The organism is Halomonas sp. PR-M31, assembly GCF_001039575.1.
Lineage (GTDB): Bacteria > Pseudomonadota > Gammaproteobacteria > Pseudomonadales > Halomonadaceae > Modicisalibacter.
This window is the reverse complement of the sequence record NZ_JIBT01000042.1, coordinates 36,454-54,526: the sequence shown is the minus strand read 5'-3', so window position 1 is coordinate 54,526 and position 18,073 is coordinate 36,454. Positions and strand designations below refer to the sequence as shown.

Annotated in this window: 12 protein-coding genes and 1 pseudogene; 7 read left to right on the top strand and 6 right to left on the bottom strand. The window is 59.1% G+C overall.

The window, feature by feature from the left end:
• The 6 genes and pseudogenes from scpB to bcsE form a co-directional block, all read right to left on the bottom strand.
• Positions 1-697 (bottom strand): SMC-Scp complex subunit ScpB (scpB, locus tag CH74_RS12360; protein WP_048307858.1); only part of this gene is annotated, 697 nt, incomplete at its 3' end.
• Positions 694-1,599 carry a ScpA family protein gene (locus CH74_RS12355; protein WP_048307857.1) on the bottom strand — a complete coding sequence of 302 codons (906 nt, stop codon included), beginning with the start codon at positions 1,597-1,599 and terminating at the stop codon, positions 694-696. The genes CH74_RS12355 and scpB, both read right to left, overlap by 4 nt.
• A 92-nt stretch (positions 1,600-1,691) precedes the next feature.
• Positions 1,692-3,563 (bottom strand): DEAD/DEAH box helicase, encoded by a 1,872-nt coding sequence (locus CH74_RS12350; RefSeq protein ID WP_048307856.1) that lies wholly within the window; start codon positions 3,561-3,563, stop codon positions 1,692-1,694.
• 63 nt (positions 3,564-3,626) lie between these two features.
• A pseudogene (gene bcsG, locus CH74_RS19625) lies at positions 3,627-5,287 on the bottom strand (cellulose biosynthesis protein BcsG).
• Positions 5,274-5,465: a cellulose biosynthesis protein BcsF gene (bcsF, locus tag CH74_RS20060; RefSeq protein WP_048307855.1), complete on the bottom strand. Its 192-nt coding sequence runs from the start codon at positions 5,463-5,465 to the stop codon at positions 5,274-5,276. Before bcsF ends, bcsG begins: the two are co-directional and overlap by 14 nt.
• Entirely contained in the window at positions 5,462-7,057 is a 1,596-nt protein-coding gene (gene bcsE / locus CH74_RS12335; RefSeq protein ID WP_048307854.1) for a cellulose biosynthesis protein BcsE, read from the bottom strand. Before bcsE ends, bcsF begins: the two co-directional genes overlap by 4 nt.
• Positions 7,058-7,234: 177 nt before the next feature.
• Here bcsE and bcsR point away from each other — a divergent pair, with 177 nt between their 5' ends.
• The 7 genes from bcsR (at position 7,235) to CH74_RS12305 (ending at position 18,015) form a co-directional block, all read left to right on the top strand.
• Entirely contained in the window at positions 7,235-7,438 is a 204-nt protein-coding gene (gene bcsR, locus CH74_RS20055) for a BcsR/BcsP family cellulose biosynthesis protein (RefSeq protein WP_082140415.1), read from the top strand.
• Entirely contained in the window at positions 7,435-8,142 is a 708-nt protein-coding gene (gene bcsQ / locus CH74_RS12330; RefSeq protein ID WP_048307853.1) for a cellulose biosynthesis protein BcsQ, read from the top strand. Before bcsR ends, bcsQ begins: the two co-directional genes overlap by 4 nt.
• The gene (bcsA, locus tag CH74_RS12325) at positions 8,139-10,709 is read left to right on the top strand and encodes a UDP-forming cellulose synthase catalytic subunit (RefSeq protein ID WP_048307852.1); all 2,571 of its coding nucleotides are present in this window, start codon (positions 8,139-8,141) and stop codon (positions 10,707-10,709) included. The genes bcsQ and bcsA overlap by 4 nt, the downstream gene beginning before the upstream one ends.
• Before the next feature lie 50 nt (positions 10,710-10,759).
• Complete coding sequence (bcsB, locus tag CH74_RS12320; protein WP_048307850.1) at positions 10,760-13,006, top strand: cellulose biosynthesis cyclic di-GMP-binding regulatory protein BcsB; 2,247 nt, start codon at positions 10,760-10,762, stop codon at positions 13,004-13,006.
• A gap of 3 nt (positions 13,007-13,009) precedes the next feature.
• Positions 13,010-14,116, top strand: coding sequence for a cellulose synthase complex periplasmic endoglucanase BcsZ (bcsZ, locus tag CH74_RS12315; protein ID WP_082140414.1), 1,107 nt, complete (start codon positions 13,010-13,012; stop codon positions 14,114-14,116).
• Complete coding sequence (bcsC, locus tag CH74_RS12310; RefSeq protein ID WP_053070747.1) at positions 14,113-17,649, top strand: cellulose synthase complex outer membrane protein BcsC; 3,537 nt, start codon at positions 14,113-14,115, stop codon at positions 17,647-17,649. The genes bcsZ and bcsC overlap by 4 nt, the downstream gene beginning before the upstream one ends.
• 126 nt (positions 17,650-17,775) lie before the next feature.
• Positions 17,776-18,015: a hypothetical protein gene (locus CH74_RS12305; protein ID WP_048307849.1), complete on the top strand. Its 240-nt coding sequence runs from the start codon at positions 17,776-17,778 to the stop codon at positions 18,013-18,015.
• Positions 18,016-18,073: the final 58 nt, after the last annotated feature.

Genomic DNA, 18,073 nt, shown 5'->3' with positions numbered 1-18,073 from the left:
CTTTTACTGGCTGTGATTTTTGCTGTTCACTTGAGGCAGTGACTTCATCGAAAACATCGCCTATCGCGCTGTCGTCGGTGTCCGTTTCATCCAATGCAGCCACGCCAGTGTTTGCCTGGGCGCCCTGAACGTCAATCTCATCTTCATATAGGGTCTCTTCGAGCATGTCGAAGCCCTTGAGTTCGTGCATGGGTGGCAGAGCGTCCAAGGTCTTGAGACCGAAATCGTCGAGAAACTGCCGGGTGGTGGCATAGACCGCCGGACGGCCCGGTACGTCGCGATGGCCGACCACCCGAATCCAGCCGCGTTCGCCCAAAGTGCGCATGATCGAACTGCTCACCGTCACGCCGCGCACCTGCTCGATATCGCCTCGCGTCACCGGTTGACGATAGGCTATCAGCGCCAGGGTTTCGAGCAATGCCCGAGAATAGCGCTGCGGGCGCTCGTCCCATAGACGCGATATCCAGGGCGAGAGACGCTGACGGATGCGTACCTGAAAACCCGAGGCGGATTCGATCAATTCCAGCGCCGAGTTTTCCAACCGGGACGCCAGTTCCGTCAAGGCATTGCGCAGTTCGCTGCGCGGTGGGCACTCCCGCTCGTCGAACAATCCTTCAAGACGTTCCACCGGTAGTGGTTCCCCCGCTGCCAATAGCGCCGCTTCGAGAATCTCGTCGAGGCGCACAGGATCGCTCATGGACGCTCCTCGAAGGCGCTTTCGCCGTCGCGATCGTCGCCAACCACGAACTCATGAATATCTTCTGATTCCTCCACGGGCTGACGTGCTCGCACATGAATGGATGATAGCGGCGCATTCTGAACGATCTCGATCATCATTTCCTTGGCAAGCTCCAGAATTGCCATGAAGGTCACGATCACCCCGGCGCGCCCTTCCTCGAGATTGAACAACGACTCGAAGGAAGTGAAATGCTCATGATTGAGGCGCTCCATAATGGCCAGCATGCGATCCCGAGTCGAAAGCACCTCACGACTAATGTTATGGGACTGATTGAGCTCCGCCCGGCGCAAAATACCCGACAGGGCGCTTAGAAGCTCGTCGAGCTCGACCTCTGGATGTACTACCCGAGTTTCCAGCGGGGGCAGTCCCGCACTGGCACCGAACCAGTCCCGGCCCAGGCGGGGCAATTCATCCAACCCTTCAGCAGCGAGCTTCAGGCGCTCGTACTCCTGCAGGCGACGGATCAGCTCGGCGCGAGGATCCTCTTCACCGTCTTCACTGTCCTCCTTGGGCGGCCGTGGCAGCAGCGTGCGCGACTTGATCTCCGCAAGCATTGCTGCCATCAGCAGATACTCCCCGGCCAGCTCGATCTCCATCGCCTTCATCAGCTCGACGTACTCGATGTACTGATGAGTGATGACGGCCACATTGATGGACAGAATATCCAGGTTCTGGCGTCGGATCAGATAAAGCAGCAGATCTAGCGGCCCCTCGAAGGTCTCGAGAAAGACCCGCAGCGCCTCCGGCGGAATGTACAGATCCTGGGGCATTTCAGTGATCGGTTGATCATGCAGACGCGCCAGTACCGCCGTCGTTTCCTGAACGGCCGTCTGATCTGACGGTACAACGATGTCCGACATATCACTCACGCTCGCACACACTCCTGGCAGATTTCGCGCCTGCAGAGTGTAACGAAACTAGGCGTTGGGCAGAACGCCGAATTTACACGCTTTCATACTTCTTCCCTAGCAGCATCAGCTTTCCGGTAGCGACCGACATAATCGAAGAGTTTTTCCCGCACCTGCCAATGGCGCCCTACTCGTCTACCGATGACGAAATCCGGTGCCTTGAGACGCCACTCTTCGGCGATGACCGCCTCGGGCGACGTGGGCCGCCAATTCGTTCCCGGCGCCCGAAGATGATGACGCAGAAAGGCCGCCGAGAAGGCGCCCCGCTGGGCAGACGTTTCCAAGGCGTACCATTCATCCAAAGTGGCGCCATCCTCGTCATGGTAGGTCACCTTGAGTCGGGGTAGGCCGCGACCATTGACGGTCGCGGCGAGCTGCATACCGCTAATCCGCAGCACCCGGGCGTCCTTCAGGCGCAGTGCGTCCTTCAGTTTTTCGTCCGGGTCCACCAGGCGTTCGCCGCAGTCGTGGCAACTGCGCGCGGCGATATCGTTCTCGGCGCCACAGGCTTCACAGGTCTTGAAGCGAAAGCGGAACGAACACTGCTCCATCGCAACCTTTTCCGATTTTGAAGTTGTGTCTTTCGCGCGGGGGCGGGCGCGATGAATAGCCGCGCGGGGGCGGGCGCGATTAGAAAGCACAAGCCCTTGGCAGCGCCGGCCATGATGCTCGATGACGATATCGCCATCTCGCTTACCCCAGAACAGGTTGGCATGGCCACAGGCCGGGCATTCGACCTGTACCGGTTCGCAGTCGCTGTCCGGCTTTGGCGCTCCGATTTCCGGGGCGTAGAGATCCCAAGGGTTGCCGGCGTAATCGAGAATCAGACAATCATTCTTGCCCGGCGCCAGGCGCAGGCCACGCCCGACGATTTGCTGATAGAGCCCCACGGACTCCGTGGGCCGTAGAATGGCGATCAGATCCACATGGGGCGCATCGAAGCCGGTGGTGAGCACTGAAACATTGGCCAGATACTTCAATTGCTGCGCCTTGAAAGCCTCGATCAAACGCTGGCGCTCTTTCGAAGCTGTCGCGCCGGTAATCAGCGCCGCCTGATCCGCAGGCAGATAGCCAAGGATTTCCTTGGCGTGATCCACGGTAGCGGCGAACAGCATCACCCCGCGCCGGTCTTGGGCACGAGCGATGATCTCTTCGATGATGGTGGGTGTGGCGCGGTTGCCCCTTACCACCCGATTGAGCTCTTCTTCGGCGAACAGGCCACGCGTGTTGGGCGCAAGCTGCGAGAAATCGTAACGTTCGACCGCCGCATCCACCCGGGTCGGTGCTGCCAGGTAGCCCTGCTTGACCATCAGCCGCAGGGGCTGCTCGAACACGCATTCCTGGAAGAAACACTCCGCTTCACCACGCACCATGCCGTGATAATGACGGTGATAGATGAAGCCCTGGCCCAGGCGGAAAGGGGTAGCGGTCAGGCCGAGAATCTTGAGACGCGGATTGGCTTGACGCAGATGATCGATGACCTGTCGATAGCTGGCATCCTTGTCCAATGACACCCGATGACACTCGTCGATCACCAGCAGTGTGAAACCGCCGTCGTTGAAGCTATTTAGATTGCGCACCACGGACTGCACGGAACCGAACACCACCTGACGGCTGGACTCCTTGCGCTTGAGCCCTGCACTGAAGATGTCTGCGGCAAGGCCGTAGGCCTGATACTTGGCGTGATTCTGCTCCACCAGTTCACGCACGTGGGCCAGCACCAGCACCCGGCCTCGGGCCAGACGCGCAAGCTCCGCGATCACCAGGGATTTGCCGCTGCCGGTGGGCAGCACGACCACCGCCGGGTCGTCGGTTTCACGAAAATGCTCGACCACTCGCGTCACGGCCTGTTGCTGATAGGGCCGTAGCGCGGGCGGTGTAGACGATGTAACGATCTTTGCGATGCTGTTCGACATGACGCTCCTTGAAGATACGGAAATCACTGGATGGCTAATCAGTGATTCCCAAAGGAGATCATTCTACTGCGGATAGGCCATCCAGCCATCGCCTTTCAAGCGAATGTAGGGTGTCTCGTTCACCGGCATCACCACTACACCTTCATTGGCGGATACCGGCTTCGTGGTCGGCAGATCCGCCGTCAATGCCTCCCAATCCACCTCCTGTTGAGCATAGATGTCTTGCTCCAGGAAACGCTCGACCAGCTCGGATACCGCCAGATAGCTACTCGGCGCCTCGATGTGAATGGGCGACTCGTCGTCAGACTGCTCAAGACCGGTAAGTTTTACCCCGACAGGCACATGGGTGATCGAGGGAGTCGGAATCTCGCGCATGCCGGCGAACTGCATCTTGTCGCCGCTCAGGGCCGCACCGTGCTCCGGCACAATCAGAACCGCCACCTGCCGACCTTCGCTATCCAGACGCTTCAAAAACGCAAGCAGATCATCGAACAGCTGCTGCAACAGCGGCTCATAATCCGCAAAGCCTTTTTCACCCACGATGCGATTGCCATCGTGCAGCGTCACCGTGTTGTAGAAAGTGGCAGTAGACTTGTCCCAGTCCTGCTGGGCTATCCATTCATCGAACATGTCCCGGTCACGGTATATCGGTGAGTCGTCGAAAGCGGTCATCTGAGGCTTGAGACTGTCTTGAGGCAGCATCGGCACTTCGATGCCTCCCTGCTCACGAATCGACTTGAGATAATCATCGAATATCCCGTCGTGATTGAGCGCCAGCTCCGTCGAGAAACCCTGACTGGCCAGGTTCTCGAACAGATGACACTGCTGCGGGGCTTCGCTGTAGAGTTCTTCGTGGGGAATCTGGCCGCAGCTGGCACGCAGTAGCCGCAAGCTGGCAGGGCCGCTATAGGAAGTTGCCGAATTGAAGTTGTCGAAGAGACGTCCAGATAGTCGAACAATGGATGATTCGTGACCCCGGCTTCTTCCATGTCGTCCCAGGACAGCGAGCAGACATTGACGACCAGAACATCAAAGGGCTGCGCCGGGGACGCGGAAAACGACACCTGGCGCTCGCTCTCGCTGGCATAGAAGTCTTTGAGCTTGGCATCAAGCTCTGGATCCTTGGGAGTGGCAGCGGGGGCGGGCGCCGGCGCCGTGTTCTGCTCGACGGCGGCCACGCCATTGGTGGCATTCCCTGCCGGAGCCGTAGTGGCGGTCGCCGTCGTAGGCAAAAAAGAGGTTGCACCTATCATGCTTAGTACCGGCAGCATGGCAACCCAGATCAATCCCAGCACCACCGGCACCGTTACCCGAATCCAACCGGCGATGAAGGCATATCCTACCGCCAGCACGAACAGTACCGCCATCCAATCCCAATTGATGAACCGGCTGGCAAGCTCGATGAGATAGTCCAAACTGAAGGCCGATACCTGGGATGACTGGGCCAGCAAGCGGCTGAAAGGCGGTAGCCAGCTATCTTGATAGAACAAGGCAATTCCAATGGGAATGGCCAGTACATGACGTGTTCGATGCAACCAGAGAGGCGGCAAGGGCACCAGCAGGAAGGCGGCAAAAGCCAGATTGGTCAATGCGTTGAAATCAATTACGCCCTGCCAGTAAAGCGCCAGCTTGAAAATGAAGTATATGTTCCATGCCCCCAGACCCCGCCAGTAACGGTTGACTGCAGGAGAACTCGTATTCAACGTCTGTTCAGCGTAATTCATCGACACCCATGCCCTCGTTGCTCACCCCTTTCCTGTCCTCCATACGACGCCTTACACCCAGCCTTGACATATATCGCGGGCGCTGTGGCCAAACCTGATTCAAGCGACGCCATGCCCAATGCGCGACTAGTCCAAGAACAAAACCGCCTAGCGCCATCACTATGAAAAGCTCATTCATTTCTGATGCTCCACGCTCAACTTCAAGGGGGCAGATCTGGGTACGTTTTGATCCTGCTCATCCTCAACGTCAAGCGCTTCCTCTCTAGCGTGTTCCACGTCAGTAAAGACGGGAAGGTTCTCCTGCTCTGCCCAACCAAGCTGGATCAAGCGCTGCATTTCCTCAGCGATGGCGACAGGATCTTCCTGAATGGCCCACTCACCAAACAGCGTCGCGATCGGCATGCCGAATAGACGCTGCAGCGCCATATCGCTGTCGCTTTGCCGGCAGCCGAACAAAAACAGATAAAGACGCCCTTCCATTACCGTAATCATGTCACCTTTCCGGTGAATCCGGCACTGGGCAAACGCCTGTGAGCATGAAAGTCCGCCCGCGGGTACAAGCGTTATTAGAAGTCCCGATGCCAGCGCCGCAGAATCATTCTCGAGCCAGGCTTGCAGGTGGCGGATGAAGGCTGCAGGTGGGCAGCGTCCGCTCATCCCCGCTGGACGCATCACCTTGATCAATCTTTCCACATCATCGTTCACCGGCCGTGTCAGACGTTGGCCTTGCAATGCCTCGATCCGGCTGAAGAAATGAGAAAACGTCACATTGCTTCTTATCACCATGTTGATGCCGCTCAGGATCAGCAGCCGCTCGTCCTGATAACGCAAGCAAGGCACGAGTTCGCGAACCACCAGCTTGAGCGCGCCACCTCGGGACTTGCGCAAGCCGTGAAGCTTGCGCGCCAAGGTTTCGACATCCTCGCTTCGCTCGATGCCGACGATCACCGTGGCGGCCCGGGCCCGGGTTGCCTGAACGACGACCTCGTCGACCTGCTCGAACACTTGCCAATTGCTTAAGGATACGGACGTATGGGCAATTACCGCTCGCTGAACGAGATAGAGATGTTCGTCGCTGCTGCCCCGAGGGGAAGCCCCGGTATCGCCCTGTCTACGCCATCCGATGGCGACGGGGCTGAGAATCATGTCGTCTACGCCGCAGACACCACGATCGCTACGCCAATAAAGAAGATGACACAGTGCCTCCTCTGCATTTGGCTGCAGATGCATCAACCCATCGATGACGTCGTTGTAGATATCCAGCCGTTCGCGCAACGCCAAGCTGTCGGGGCCATGGGCCAGCAACAGCAAACAGGCGTCGCGTTCGGCAAGCCATAAATGCCAACGCCAGCACCAGCGCCGCAGTGCTCGCTCCTTGAACGCAAGCAGCGCTGCTGCGGGTATTTCAAGCACGATAAGATGCGGCGCGCGCCGTTTGCGACGGACTCCGGAAAAATCCTCGGGTAAGGCATGCAGCGCCTCACTCAGGTGTTTACCGGGCAATGACCACTGCGCCACCGACTTGGGACCCGTATCAGCGGAGAGCGGTTGCAGTACGCCAAGGGCATGCTCATCTGGCGCTATCCAGTCCGCCGTCGTATGGCGGGACAGAGCTACCAGAACACCTTGTCCCATACGCTCCGCCTGGTCTTCTGAATCTGCCAGCACCGTATAAAACCCGGGACAGCGTAACGCATCGAATTCCGGTAACGCCTCTTGCAACCCCAATGGAAAATGGTGGCGTTGCATAGCCTCTGGCAGTCCCTGCATGTATCAAGTTTCCGTTATTTACTGAATAAAAACACTGTTATTGTAAACAAAACTTACTGCGCTTAAAATTACGCGCCCTTCAATGAATTCATCTGATTAAAACAATAATTTCAATAAAAAACATAAGCTTACGTTATTTATTAGTTTATTAACCCACTTTGAGATTTAAATTTTAATATGATTAACGAAAAGGGTTTTAATAAAACAATTCAGAACAAATTAGAAAAATACGACGAAGATATAATTTCGCTATTAAAAAACTCAGACTTACCAGAATTCGATTACCGTAACCTGGCTCAACTCGAGCGTCTCAAAACGATCGGCACACGTTGGCCATTGCTCGCTGAACTCACTTTTCCGCATCGAGACCGCTGCATATGATTCGGGTGGCGGTTCAAGGATGTCGTGGCGGCACGGGCGCCAGCAGTATCGTTGCGGGGTTGGCCCAGGCACTGGTGAATGCCGGTGAACGGGTACTGTGCATCGATCTCGATGCGCGCAACTTGCTGCGTCTGCATTTCAACCACGACTGGCGCGATGAGCACGGCTGGGCCAATGCGGTCGACAACGGTCAGACTTGGCATGCTGCCGCTTTCGCTCTTGGAACGCACCTGCACTTCCTGCCTTATGGCCATAGCGAAGTCGCGCCTGTAGAAGCCTTGAACGGCGATGAATGGCAGCAACGTCTCAAGGAGCTCGATAAAGATACCTACCGCTGGGTATTGTTCGACCTACCCGCAGCGTCGTTCGCCCAGGATCATTTTTCAGCGGATGTGACACTTACCGTGGTTCACGCCGATCCCGCTTGCCATGTCTTGTTGGCCAGGCGTCAATTTCATGAAAACGACTATTTGCTAGTCAATCACTTCACCCCTTCCAGCTTGCTGCAAAACGACTTGTACACATTATGGCAGGCTCAGTATTCCGATCGGCTACTGCCTTGGACCATTCATCGGGATGAAGCCATGTTCGAGGCGCTGGCGCACAAACGTAGCGTTACCGCCTATCGATCAGATTGTCTTGCGGCGCAGGGAATTCGCAACCTGGCAGCGTGGCTACTAGCTCGTCATGAGGAAGCCGCATGAGTCTGTGGCTGCAACCCGGCGCGCAAGCCCAATGGAGACGCCACTATCGGCATCTGCGCGATAGACGAGGCGCCACGCCACCCACTGCAGTGCTGCTGACACTTGCCTGGGCCGTCGCCTGGTGCTTCCTGCCGCTGGAATCGGGGCGCTGGCAGAGCCTTCTGTCATCCCATTCCGGAGGCTTTACGCATTTGCAGCGCCGTCGTCCAGGCATTGCAGACCCGCTGCGCTATGGGCTTCAGTTCCTATGGCTGTTACTCGTACGACCGCGTCGCTCCCATGCGGCGCGCGCGTCTCGTCGTGAACGATTCAAACCGTTGGCTCGTGCCCGCGGGTTCCTGTATCCCCGGGCGAACAAGGTAGCCCAGCGTGTCGAGCGCCATTTGCGTCCGGCGCTGAGCACTTTCGAAGGCGATAATCCCGATGGCAGCGCTGCTACCCGGAACACTCGCTGGCTATTGATACTCATGGGCGGAACGACCGCCATACTGATGCTGCTGGTCATCACCCAGCCCTTCACCTTGCCGGCCCAAGCCCTGTTTTCCGTGCTGCTATGGATCATCGCCCTGATCGTACGCCGTCTGCCGGGGCGTTTCTCCACGCTCATCCTGGTAGTACTGTCCCTTACGGTGTCCTGTCGTTATCTGTGGTGGCGCTACACTTCCACCCTCAATTGGGACGACGGCCTGGACATGACCTTCGGCCTGCTCTTGCTGGGCGCCGAAACCTATTCCTGGCTGGTGCTCATATTGGGATATTTCCAGACCCTGTGGCCCCTCAATCGCAAGCCGGTGTCCCTGCCCGAGGACACCCGTGAGTGGCCGAGCGTCGATCTGATGATTCCTACCTACAACGAGTCTCTAGAAGTCGTGCGGCCAACGGTACTGGCGGCACTCGGACTCGATTGGCCCAAGGACAAGATCAACATCTATCTGCTCGATGACGGCAAGCGTGCGGCGTTTCGTGACTTCGCCGCGGACGTGGGCGTTGGCTATATCACCCGGGACGACAACAATCATGCCAAGGCGGGCAACCTCAATCATGCCTTGACCGTGACCCAGGGCGATTACATCGCCATTTTCGACTGCGATCACGTTCCCCAACGTTCTTTCTTGCAGATGACCATGGGCTGGTTCCTGAAGGATCCCAAGCTTGGCCTGATACAGACACCGCACCACTTTTTCTCGCCGGATCCTTTTGAGCGCAATCTCGATCGCTTCAGACGCATGCCCAACGAAGGCACCCTGTTCTACGGCCTGGTACAGGATGGCAACGACCTGTGGGACGCGGCCTTCTTCTGTGGCTCCTGCGCGGTGCTCAAGCGTCGCGCCATCGAGGCTATTGGCGGTTTTGCGGTGGAGACCGTCACGGAAGACGCTCACACTTCGCTGCGTCTGCATCGCAAGGGGTTCACCTCCGCCTACCTGCGCATTCCACAGGCCGCCGGTCTGGCTACCGAGAGCGTATCGGCCCATATCGGCCAGCGCATTCGCTGGGCCCGAGGCATGGTGCAGATATTCCGCCTCGACAATCCGCTTTTCGGACCCGGCCTGCGCTTGAGCCAGCGCCTGTGCTACGTCAACGCCATGCTGCATTTTCTGGCCGGGGTGCCACGCCTGATATTTCTGACCGCGCCGTTGGCCTTTCTGCTGCTGCATGCCTACATCATCTATGCGCCGGCCTTTTTGCTGCTGGCCTTCGTGATACCCCACATGCTGCATTCCGGGCTCACCAATTCGCACATCCAGGGCCGCTATCGCCACAGCTTCTGGAGCGAGGTCTACGACACGGTGCTGGCCTGGTACATCGCCCTGCCTACTACCGTGGCGCTGATCAATCCACGCAAGGGCAAGTTCAACGTCACCGCCAAGGGCGGCCTGGTGGACAGGCAGTATTTCGACTGGAGTATTTCACGCCCCTATCTGTTGCTGATCCTGCTCAACCTGTCCGGTGTCGTGGCCGCCATCTGGCGTTTGCAGAGTGGCCCCGCGGATGAGATCCCCACGGTACTGGTCAGCCTGGTATGGGTGTTCTACAACCTGGTGATCCTGGGAGGCGCCATTGCCGTAGCGGCGGAAGCACGCCAGGTCAGGCGCAATCATCGGGTCAGCATTACGCTCCCGGGGGCGGTGCAGCTTCCTGGCGGCTACGCCTATCCCTGCACGCTGCAAGATTATGCCGAGGGGGGCCTGGGTATCGTTCTGCCAGCAGCCGGGCTGGTCAACGTCGGTGACACCCTCACGCTGTTGTTGCAACGCGGTCATCAGGAGCATGCCTTCGCTGCTCGAGTAGTCAATGCCAGCGGCGAACGGGCCGGTCTGGAACTGGAGAAGATGCCCTTGGCAAAGCATGTGGATTATATCCAGTGCACCTTCGCCCGGGCGGATACCTGGTCCTTGTGGCGTGATGATCTGCCAGCGGATCGGCCCATGAAAAGCATGATCGATGTGGTTTGCCTGGGTTTTGAAGGCTACCGGCGGCTTTTCCAGCATGCGCCTCGAGTCGTGCGTGCCCCGGTGTCCTGGCTGGGTTCTTTCATACCGCAGCGTCCACACGAAGCATCTTGATCGCCGTCCATATAACGGATTACGTCTCATCGAATAGGAATGTTCACAACATGCGTCATCGCTGGATCCTGCTTTCACTGCTGATCGCCCTACCCGCCTGGGCTCAACCATCACCCTCTGCGTCGATGGAGGCGCCTGGCGCTGAGCAATCGGCAACACCGACTCAGGAACGCACATTGAGTCTGGAAGAGCTGGCCCAAGAGGATCTGGAGCTGAGCGGCATGTCGCCGGAACGCCAGATCGAATTCAAGATACGGGGTGATCAACTGGTGACCGACGCCACACTGGAGCTTGGCTATACACCCTCTCCCTCTTTGCTGGCGGACGTATCGCATATCAAGGTGTATCTCAACGACGAGCTGATGGGCGTCGTATCCATCGATGCAAGCGCACCGGGGAAGGCTCAGCGGCAAACGGTATCACTGGACCCTCGGCTGATCAGCGATTTCAATCGCCTGAACCTGGAACTGGTCGGTCATTACAGCAAGATTTGCGAAGACCCCACTCATTCCAGCGTCTGGGTCAACATCGCTGGTGACAGCACGCTGACTCTGCAACAGCAAAAGCTGCCCGTGGCCAATGATCTGGCCAATTTGCCACTGCCCTTCTTCGATGCCAACGACGATACGGCATTGAAGCTCCCCCTAGTGCTATCCCAAAACCCTTCTTTGGGCGCACAGCGTGCGGGCGGTATCGTGGCCTCCTATTTTGGCTCTCAGGCCGAATGGCGCGGACAGCACTTCCCGGTCACTTTCGACACGCCACCCGAAGGGCATGCCGTCGTGCTGGCGACCAACGAGCAACGCCCTGCAGTGCTGGCGGACTATCCCGCCGTGGATGGGCCCACCATCGAGATGATCAGTCATCCCGACTCTCCCTATGACAAGCTGCTGGTAGTGATGGGGCGCGACGATGCGGAACTTGTGACCGCCGCCCAGGCGCTAGCCCTAGGCAATACGCTGTTACGGGGTCAGAGCGCGCGTATCGACGGGCTCGATACTCTCGAGCCCCGCAAGCCTTACGATGCCCCGGCCTGGATACCCACGGACCGACCGGTGACCTTCGGCGAACTGATCGACTACCCTAAACAGTTGCAGACCCAGGGCCGTACGCCCAGTGTTCTAAACGTCGATCTGCGCCTGCCGCCGGATCTGTTCATCTGGCAGAACGAATTGATCAGGCTGAACCTCGATTATCGCTATAGCCAGCCGGTAAAAGACGCCACCTCCCGGCTCGATATCAGCATCAACGACGAGTTCCTGGAGTCCCTGGTGCTCGATCAGGACGGCAGTGACAACCAGCGCAGCCTGCTGCAGGTGCCGCTACTCAAGAACTGGCTGCTGCCGGAGCAAGAGACGGATATTCCGGCCCTGAAGATCGGCACCCGTAATCAGCTGAGCTTCGACTTTGCCTATGCCAATCGCGTGGGCATGTCCGGCTCCGAGGAGCAGTGTCGTCCAATCATCTCGGTGCCTCATCAGGCCAGCATCGATAAGAGCTCGAGTCTGGATTTCTCGAGCTACCCCCATTATCTATCCATGCCGGCGCTGCGCACCTTCACCTATGCCGGCTTTCCCTTCAGCCGGCTGGCGGATCTTTCCCAGACGCTGGTGATCATGCCCAAGTCGCCCTCGGAGCTGGAGCTGACTGCCCTGTTCGATACCTTGGGTCGCATCGGTGCCCAAACCGGCTACCCGGGTGTGGCGCTGAGCATCAGCGACGACTGGGCGAGCGCCGAGGAGACCGACGCGGATATTCTCGCCTTTGGTTCGCTTCCGGAAGATCTGGATGATACCGACCAGGTCGTGGCGTTGGGCGATGATGCCCGCAGCCGCTTGCGCCTGAGCTCGGGCAGCAATGAAAACAACTCATCTGGCAGCATGCAGGCCACTGCCTCGGAAGTGGATAGTGAAATCAGCGTGACCGCCCATGGTCCCATCGCCGCGCTGGTCGAATTGAAATCGCCCTACTTCGATCAGCGCAGCATCGTTGCCCTGCTGGCCAATACGTCAGCGGACTATCGTCTGCTCAACGAATCGATGAACGATCCCGTGGTGATTTCCCAGATACGCGGCTCGATCGCAGTAATCCGGGATTCCGGCATCCGCAGCGACGTGGTGGGCGAACGTTATCACGTAGGCGAACTGCCCTGGGCCACCTGGCTGTGGTACCACCTTTCCACTCACCCCAAGCTGATGGCATTCATCGCCTTGATTGCGATACTACTGGTGGCATTGATGCTGTGGATGCTGCTGCGTCGTTTGGGTACGCGACGCCTGAGCAGAGACGAGGACTAAGCCGTGCGTGGACTGCTCTGCCTGCTGGGGCCCTGGTTACTAGGGTTATGTCTGCTGGCGCCAAATGCTCAGGCTGCAAGCGTTGAATGGCCACTATGGGAGCGCTTCAAGAACGCCCTGATCAGCGATGATGGCCGCGTGATCGATGTCTCCGATGAGCGCATGATCACCACCTCGGAAGGCCAGTCCTATGCGCTGTTCTTTGCCTTGGTGGCCAACGATCAGGATACCTTCGAGCGTCTGCTCGCCTGGACGCAGAACAACCTGGCCGAGAGTGACCTGGGCGCCAGACTGCCCGCCTGGCTGTGGGGGCACGACGAAAGTGAGGATCGCTGGGGCGTGCTGGATGCCAACAGCGCCTCGGATGCGGATTTGTGGATTGCCTACACGTTGCTGGAAGCCGGAAACTTATGGCAGCGCCGAGATTACCAGGTGTTGGGAACGCGTATGGCGCGCCTTATTGCCGATCAGGAAGTAACTAATCTAGAGGGCTTTGGCCCCATGCTATTGCCCGGCAAACGCGGTTTCGCGGACCCGCCGCGCTGGCGTGTCAACCCAAGCTATGTGCCGCCTCAGATACTCAGCCGTTTGAGCGCATTGGGCGCCCCCTGGGACGCCGTTGCCGAGAACGTGCCGGCTTTGTTGAAGGAAACCGCACCTCAGGGGTTTGCACCGGATTGGGCGGCTTGGCGCGCGGATGAAGGCTGGCAAGTCGATCCGGAGCACGGCGCCGAAGGCGACTATGATGCGATCCGGGTCTATCTATGGCTGGGCATGCTGGCCAAAGATGCGCCCGGTCGCGAGGCGCTGCTGGTTCATTTCGCGCCCATGGCGCTGCTGACCAAACGCCTGGGCGCGCCACCGGAAAGCATCGATGCTCAGAGCGGCGAACATGAGGCGCTTGGCAATGCCAGTTTCTCCGCTGCGCTGCTGCCTTTTCTAGCGGATACCCCTTTTCTCGAGGAGCAGCGTCAGCGGCTGCTCGACAACTTCCCTGCGGAAGACGCCTATTACGCTCAGGTACTGACCCTGTTTGGGCTCGGCTGGGACCAGGGGCGTTACCGTTTTGCCAATGATGGCACTCTACAACCCGAATGGAGTTCACCGTGAAGCCGACCCGTTCCCATTGGCCTCTCTCCCTGTGCTTACTGGCTAGCGGCGTGATCGCGTCGCCCTTGCATGCCCAAACCGACGTAACGCCCATTCCCAACGAAAACAGGGCCAGTGGCAATCAAGCCAATGAAACTGGCGCCGTGTCTCCGGAAGAGTGGCTGCTGCAGCAGCTGCGTCTGGGCGAGGCGCGACAAAACGATGTGCTGGTGAAACAGGCACTCGAACGTTTGAAGACCACCGCCCCAGACGATCCTCGCGTTCTTCAGGCTGAGGTTCGCAAGGCGGTGCGGGAAGACAATCTTGAAGAAGCCCAGCGCTTAGTGGAGCGGCTTTCCCAGGAAGCCCCGAACAGCGACGCCTATCGCCTAGCCCGGCTCAACCTTGCCTTGACCGAACCCGAGAAGCGCAGCGCCTTGAGCAAGGCCCGCCTACTGGCCACCACGGGTCAGGCGGAGCAGGCCAAAACCATTTATGACGACGTTCTGGCCGAAGGGCTGCCGACGCTGCCCCTGGCGCTGGAATATTGGCAAATGATCGCTCAATTGCCGGGGGGCACGCCTCGGGCCATAGAAGAACTGCAGGCCCTGGACGAACGCTATCCGCAAAGCCCGGAGCTGGGGTTTACTCTGGCCCGTTTTCTATTCAGCGAAGATCGCAACGAAGAAGCCTTTGCACGTCTGGAACAGCTTGCCGATAACCCCTACGCCCGCAAGGATGCCGGCCGGCAGTGGCGGGATGCCCTGCGAGAAATGGAGGCAAGCGAGGAGAGCGTGGACGGCTGGGAGCGGTTTCTCACGGTTTTCGGCGACACAGATTACGCCGAGGAGGCTCAGCAGACCCTGACACGTCATCGCGATCTGCTCGCCGACCCTAACTATCAGGCTCGTCTGCGAGGTCTGGCCCGCAATGAAGCCGAGGGCGGCGAAGCAGGCGAGGCCGACATTCAACGCGCACTGGCCGCCTATCCGGACGATATCGAACTTCTTGGCGTACTGGGCACCATCCGCCTGCGTCAAGGCCGTCACGATGAAGCCCTGGCGCTGTTCCGCCGCGGTGAGCAACTCGATGACAGTCCCTACGCCAGCGACAAATGGAGCAATCTGATTGCCACCGCCACCTACTGGCAACAGATCAAGCAAGGCGATGAAGCCTTGACCAACGGGGATGATCGACGTGCCGAGCAGGCGTTCGAGCTGGCTCGGCAGCAGATCGCCAAGGCCAACGAGGCCTGGCTAGGACTCGGGGACGTGGCGCGTTACCGCAATGACCGCGAAAGCGCAGAAAACGCCTATCGCCAGGCGCTGCGTCTCGAACCCGGCTATACCACCGCCCTGGAACGCCTGACCGGGCTCTACGCCGAAGAATCGCCCCAGGCCGGGCTCGATTTCATCGACACTCTGCCGCCGGCTCAACAGATGGCGCTGGAAGACACCCGGCGTCGCTTGCAGGTCGCCATCCTGCGCGAGGAAGGCGAAAAGCTGGCCGCCGAGTCGCGCTGGTACGAAGCCAGCGGACGCTTTGCCAAGGCCAGAAAACTTGCGCCGGGTGACGTCTGGATAACCTATGCCCTGGCCAACACCCTCACCGTTCAAAACCGGCAGGCAAGCGCCGACCAGGCCTTTCGCGAACTCTTCTCCCATTTGAACACGCCGCAAGAGCGCGCCCAGGGTCGCTATGCCCAGGCGCTTTACCTTTCAAGCGACGATCGCGAGATTCTGGCCCTCGAGGCTCTGGAGCGTATTCCGGAGGATCAGCGAGACGAGAGCATCCGGGATCTTCAGACTCGGCTAGAGCGCAGTCAACTGTTGTCCCGAGCCGAACAGCGCCGGGCTCAGGGCAACGAATCCAGCGCCATCGCCATGCTGCAAAACGCCCCTGCTCATGCTGACGTCACCCTGCGCCTGGGAGACTGGGCCCTGGAACGCAACGATTACACCGAGGCAGACACCTACTATCGTCGTGCCCTGGAACTCGAACCCGACAATACCTCCGCGCGGCTGGGGCTGGTCGATACGGCCCTGGCTCAAGGCGATCGTGTGGCGGCTCGACGTCAACTCGAGACGATCGATCCCCCCATGGAAGACCTCAATGCACGGCGGCGCCAGGTCAACGCCTGGGCAGCCCTGGGTGAGACGCAGCGCGCCCAGAACATGATGGATGAGCTGCTGGCGGACGAAGAAGCGTCAAAGGATGCGCTGACGTTGCGGGATGCGGGCCGTCTGGCCCAGGCCCAGGGGCAATCGTCTCAGGCGCTGCAACGGTATCGTCAGGCCATGGTGGCCGCGGAGCTGGGCGATCAGGAGAGTCTGGACGACAACGCCGCCTTCACACGACAGACGCGCACGCGACCGGGCGACGACTGGCTGGTGTCCAGCCTGCGCTCCTCCGCCGCCGAGGTCTACCAATCCCAGAACACCCGGGTTCGCTACGGTCATCAGCGCGATCATGAAAGCGGCACCTCCGGGGTTTCCGAATTGACCACGGACGTCGACATGCTCGAAGTCGATACCCCGTTGGCCGGTGGACGCGGGCTTCTGCGGGTCGATCGGGTGCGACTCGATGCGGGTCGTCTGGATCGGGAGATCGATGGATTCAATCGCGACAGCTTCGGCACCTGTTCCGAAGCCGGCTGTAACGACGACTTCAACCAGCAGCAAACCGGTGTGAGCGTAGGCGTCGGCTGGTACAACGAAACCTGGCGAGTGGATATTGGCACCACGCCGATGGGTTTCGAGGTCACCGATGTGGTCGGTGGCGTCACCTACAGCGGCGACGTGGGGCCCCTGTGGTTTGACGCCACGCTGTCCCGACGCGCTCTGGACGATTCCATACTGGCCTATGCCGGGGTCGAGGACCCGCGTACCGGCACTACCTGGGGCGGGGTGCGCGCGTCCGGGGGCAGTATCGGACTGGGCTACGATCAAGGCGGCCCCTGGGGCGTATGGTCCAAGCTCGGTGTTCATCATCTCGATGGCAAGAACGTCAAGGACAACTCTCGCGTGCAGGTCATGGGGGGTGTCTATCGCAAGCTGATCAATCGACCTGACGAACGTTTGAGCGTCGGCGTCAGCACCATGTACATGCACTACGACAAGGAGCTCGGCGGCTACACCTTGGGTCAGGGGGGGTACTACAGCCCCCAGCAGTATGTTTCCCTGGCGCTGCCTGTCACCTATGCCCGACGCACCGAGGACTGGTCCTGGGAGATCGGTGCTTCGATCTCGCAATCCTGGAGCGACAGCGACGACAGCAAGCGCTACCCTCTGGGCGGCAGCGACGTGGCCTCGCTTGCAGATGCCAACGCTACCCGCACAGGGGGGTCCGGAGGGGATTTCGGCTATGGAGTGCGCGGCCAGGTCGAGCGCCGGCTGGGGGATCACTGGTCGGCAAGTGCAGGCTTTGCGCTGCAGGAAGCCGAGGACTACTCGCCCAACATGATCAACTTGACCCTGCGCTACAATTTCCAAGGTTGGCAGGGTGAGCTTGATCTGCCCACATCGGCGCTATCGCCCTACGCGGATTTCGATTGATCGCGCTTCTATGCGGTAGGCCTCATCACCCTTTAAACTGACCGTCCGGGACAGGCTTTTGCGTCTGTCCCGGATCGTTCCCCTGAACACGTTTTTGCAATTTCTTATATAAAGAAGAGTACGCTCATGAAATTTCCCGCCAAGGCTACCACCGATCCCAGTTGCCCTGAGTGCGGCAGTCTGGAGAAACGATTCCCGCCCGGTCGCGAAGGTCAGTACCATGTGTTCTGTGAGCAGTGCAGCCATGATTTTGGCCGCTACAATCGGCTGGTAGGCAACTACAACCACATCCTCGATGATCTGGAACGCAAGCTGGGCGTCAGCCATGCCCCGGTAGACGAGAAGGGCAATCCTTCCCACGAATAAACATTGACGCCATGAAAAATCGCAGCCTCGATGGCTGCGATTTTTGAATGAACCAAGA

Bases quoted from the DNA above. Each gene is read 5' to 3' on its own strand.
- bcsA (WP_048307852.1), top strand. From the start codon at position 8,139: ATGAGTCTGTGGCTGCAACCCGGCGCGCAAGCCCAATGGAGACGCCAC.
- bcsQ (WP_048307853.1), top strand. From the start codon at position 7,435: ATGATTCGGGTGGCGGTTCAAGGATGTCGTGGCGGCACGGGCGCCAGC.
- bcsE (WP_048307854.1), bottom strand. From the start codon at position 7,057: ATGCAGGGACTGCCAGAGGCTATGCAACGCCACCATTTTCCATTGGGG.
- CH74_RS12350 (WP_048307856.1), bottom strand. From the start codon at position 3,563: ATGTCGAACAGCATCGCAAAGATCGTTACATCGTCTACACCGCCCGCG.
- bcsR (WP_082140415.1), top strand. From the start codon at position 7,235: ATGATTAACGAAAAGGGTTTTAATAAAACAATTCAGAACAAATTAGAA.
- bcsB (WP_048307850.1), top strand. From the start codon at position 10,760: ATGCGTCATCGCTGGATCCTGCTTTCACTGCTGATCGCCCTACCCGCC.
- bcsF (WP_048307855.1), bottom strand. From the start codon at position 5,465: ATGAATGAGCTTTTCATAGTGATGGCGCTAGGCGGTTTTGTTCTTGGA.
- CH74_RS12355 (WP_048307857.1), bottom strand. From the start codon at position 1,599: ATGTCGGACATCGTTGTACCGTCAGATCAGACGGCCGTTCAGGAAACG.
- CH74_RS12305 (WP_048307849.1), top strand. From the start codon at position 17,776: ATGAAATTTCCCGCCAAGGCTACCACCGATCCCAGTTGCCCTGAGTGC.